This is a genomic window from [Clostridium] ultunense DSM 10521, from assembly GCF_000511955.1.
GTDB lineage: Bacteria > Bacillota > Clostridia > Tissierellales > Tepidimicrobiaceae > Schnuerera > Schnuerera ultunensis.
This window is the reverse complement of record NZ_AZSU01000007.1, coordinates 13,592-17,192: the sequence shown is the minus strand read 5'-3', so window position 1 is coordinate 17,192 and position 3,601 is coordinate 13,592. Positions and strand designations below refer to the sequence as shown.

The following is a 3,601-nucleotide window of genomic DNA, read 5'->3' as shown; positions in this document are numbered from 1 at the left end:
TAGGATACGATTCAGACCATGGATTATCTGAAGGAGAGGTAGGAAAAGTAGGAGTAGCCATAGATTCATTAAAGGACATGGAAATATTATTCAATGGAATACCCTTAGATAAGGTAAGCACATCAATGACCATTAATGCTCCGGCAAGCGTTTTATTAGCTATGTACATTGCCGTTGCAGAAAAACAAGGAGTATCCAAAGATAAATTAAGAGGAACCATCCAAAACGATATATTAAAAGAATACATAGCAAGAGGGACTTATATATTTCCACCAGAACCATCCATGAGATTAATAACTAATATATTTGAATACTGTTCCAAAGAAGTACCTAAATGGAACACCATAAGTATTAGTGGTTACCATATAAGAGAAGCTGGTTCTACAGCGGCCCAGGAAGTAGCCTTTACATTAGCTGATGGAATCGCTTATGTAGATGCAGCCATCAATGCAGGATTAGATGTAGACGATTTTGCTCCTAGATTATCCTTCTTCTTCAATGCCCATAACGACCTATTAGAAGAAGTAGCAAAATATAGGGCAGCTAGAAGACTTTGGGCAAGGATAATGAAGGAAAGATTTGGCGCAAAGAAAGAAAAATCCATGATGTTAAAATTCCATACTCAAACAGCCGGTTCCACATTAACAGCACAACAGCCAGATAACAATATAATAAGAGTAACGATTCAAACCTTAGCAGCAGTATTGGGAGGAACCCAATCATTGCACACCAATTCAAGAGATGAAGCATTAGCATTACCTACAGAAGAATCAGTACGTATCGCCTTAAGAACACAACAAATAGTAGCCCATGAATCTGGGGTAACGGAAACCATAGATCCACTAGCTGGTTCTTACTATGTAGAAAATCTAACAGATAGAATAGAAAAAGAAGCCATGAACTATATTAAAAGAATCGATGAATTAGGAGGAGCACCAAAAGCTATAGAAAAAGGATATATTCAAAAAGAAATTCAAAACTCAGCTTACAATTATCAAATGGAAGTAGAATCAGAAGAAAGAATAGTAGTAGGAGTAAACAAATTCCAAATAGAAGAACAAGAACACAAGGATATATTAAAAGTGGACCCAGAAGTTGAAAGATTACAAAGGGAAAAACTTAAAAGATTAAAAGAAGAAAGAGATAATAAAGAAGTAGAAAATAGATTAGAAGAATTGAAAAATGCAGCTGGTACCGATAAGAACCTAATGCCATATATATTAGAAGCAGTAAAGGTATATGCCACATTAGGCGAAATATGTGGAGTATTAAGAGAAGTATTCGGCGAATATCAACAATCGGTAATACTTTAGACAATTCACAATGCACAATTAATAATTGTCATTCTGAGCGAAGCGAAGAATCTCAGACCCGAAAGAATTACCCTAATAATAGAGAATTGAGAACTGTGCATTGAAAAAAGAGGGAGGTTAAAAAATGGGAAAATCGATAAGAGTTTTGGTAGCGAAACCAGGATTAGACGGTCATGACAGAGGAGCAAAAGTAATAGCAAGAGCATTAAGGGATGCAGGGATGGAGGTAATCTATACAGGGTTAAGGCAAACACCAGAACAAATAGTCCAAGCAGCAATCCAAGAAGACGTAGATGTAGTAGCCATGAGCATATTATCCGGGGCTCATAATCATCTTTTCCCGAAAGTAGTCAACTTATTGAAAGAAGAAGGAGTAGATGATATGCTAATCATTGGCGGTGGAGTAATACCCGATGATGATATACCGAAATTAAAAGAAGCGGGCATAGAAGCCATATTTACACCAGGAACACCTACTACAGAAGTTATAGAATATATTAAAAATAATTTAAAAAGATAATACAGGTGGTGCGTTGATTGAATATAGGAGAAAGACTACTTAAAGGAGATAAAAGGGCCTGTGCTAGGCTCATTACCATGTTAGAAAACAATGACCAAGAAGCCATAGAAATAATTAAAAAATTATATAAACATACAGGGGATGCCTATGTAATAGGAATTACAGGCCCTCCTGGCAGTGGAAAGTCTACCCTTACAGATAGGTTAACCAAAGAACTTAGGAAAAGGGATAAAAAAGTTGGAATAATAGCTGTAGACCCAACAAGCCCCTTTTCAGGAGGGGCAATCCTAGGAGATAGGATCCGTATGAATGATTTAGCTTTAGACAAAGGTGTATTCATAAGGAGTATGGGAACAAGAGGTTCACTAGGAGGAATGTCCAAAGCTACCTGGGGAGCAACAAAGGTATTAGACATCTATGGAGTAGACTATATATTTATAGAAACTGTAGGAGTAGGCCAATCAGAAATAGATATAGTAAAAACAGCAGATACGGTACTAATGGTAATGGTACCAAATCTAGGAGATGATATACAAGCCTTAAAAGCAGGTATAATGGAAATAGCAGATGTATTCGCCATAAACAAAGCCGATTTAGACGGAGCAGATAAAACCCAATTAGAAATAGAGATGAACTTAGATTTAAACGAAAAGAAAGATTACAGACCCCCTGTAATCAAAGTATCTGCTAGTAAAAATGAAAATATAGATAAATTGACAGAAAAACTAATGGAACATAGAAATTACCTAGAAGAGACGGGAGAACTGATAGAAAGAAGGAAAAGAAATACTAAACTAGAAATAATAAAATTGGTAGAAGAAGAGCTTATGGATTTAATAATGAACAAAGCCTTAGAAGAGAACTTGCTGGATAATTTGTCAGAAGAAATCCTTTTAAAAGATTTAGACCCTTATTCAGCTAAGGACAGAGTATTAAATCTAATTAAATAAGGAGGAGGGATCTTATGGTAAACAAGGTAGACCATATAGGAATAGCGGTAAAAAATTTGAACGAAACTTTAAAATTTTATGAAGAAATACTTGGAATCAAATGTGTGAGCACTGAAATAGTAGAAGAACAAAAGGTAAAAGTGGCTTTTTTACCTATAGGGGATACGGAAGTAGAACTTTTAGAATCTACAGAAGAAGATGGACCTATAGCTAAATTCATAGAAAAAAGGGGAGAAGGCATCCAACATATTGCCTATAGAGTAGATAATATAGAAAAAGCAATAGAAGAGCTAAAGGAAAAAGGAATCAGATTAATAGATGAAAAGCCAAGATACGGTGCAGGTGGAGCAAAAATTGCCTTTTTACATCCAAAATCAACCTTTGGAGTATTAATAGAACTCTGTGAAAGAGAATAAAGACTAAAAGGAGGGCCAAAATGAAGGAAAGAATTGAACAACTCCTTGAAACCAAGAAGAAAATAGAACTTGGTGGAGGGGAAAAAAGGATAGCAAAGCAACATGAAAGAGGAAAGCTAACTGCAAGAGAAAGAATTAACCTACTATTAGACGAAGGAAGTTTTATGGAAATAGATGCCTTCGTAAAACACAGATGCACCAACTTTGGAATGGAAAATACAGAAGCAGTAGCTGATGGAGTAGTAACAGGTTACGGTACAGTAGATGGAAGATTAGTATTCGTCTATGCCCAAGATTTTACCGTGCTAGGTGGCTCTTTAGGAGAAATGCATGCCAACAAAATATGTAAAGTACAAGAGATGGCTCTAAAGATGGGGGCTCCCATAATTGGATTCAACGACT

At 35.9% G+C, this 3,601-nt stretch carries 5 protein-coding genes; all 5 read left to right on the top strand.

Annotation, left to right across the window (positions count from 1 at the left end; translation table 11 throughout):
- On the top strand, positions 1–1,313 hold a 1,313-nt coding region (locus tag CUL_RS17615; RefSeq protein ID WP_035143332.1), incomplete at its 5' end, for an acyl-CoA mutase large subunit family protein.
- A 124-nt stretch (positions 1,314–1,437) separates the two neighbouring features.
- Positions 1,438–1,833, top strand: coding sequence for a cobalamin B12-binding domain-containing protein (locus CUL_RS0114745; RefSeq protein ID WP_025642452.1), 396 nt, complete (start codon positions 1,438–1,440; stop codon positions 1,831–1,833).
- Positions 1,834–1,850: 17 nt separating this feature from the next.
- Positions 1,851–2,783 (top strand): methylmalonyl Co-A mutase-associated GTPase MeaB, encoded by a 933-nt coding sequence (meaB, locus tag CUL_RS0114740; protein ID WP_025642451.1) that lies wholly within the window; start codon positions 1,851–1,853, stop codon positions 2,781–2,783.
- A gap of 14 nt (positions 2,784–2,797) precedes the next feature.
- Complete coding sequence (gene mce / locus CUL_RS0114735) at positions 2,798–3,199, top strand: methylmalonyl-CoA epimerase (RefSeq protein ID WP_025642449.1); 402 nt, start codon at positions 2,798–2,800, stop codon at positions 3,197–3,199.
- A gap of 20 nt (positions 3,200–3,219) precedes the next feature.
- Positions 3,220–3,601 (top strand): carboxyl transferase domain-containing protein (locus CUL_RS17610; protein WP_035143329.1); only part of this gene is annotated, 382 nt, incomplete at its 3' end.

Bases quoted from the DNA above. Each gene is read 5' to 3' on its own strand.
- CUL_RS0114745 (WP_025642452.1), top strand. From the start codon at position 1,438: ATGGGAAAATCGATAAGAGTTTTGGTAGCGAAACCAGGATTAGACGGT.
- mce (WP_025642449.1), top strand. From the start codon at position 2,798: ATGGTAAACAAGGTAGACCATATAGGAATAGCGGTAAAAAATTTGAAC.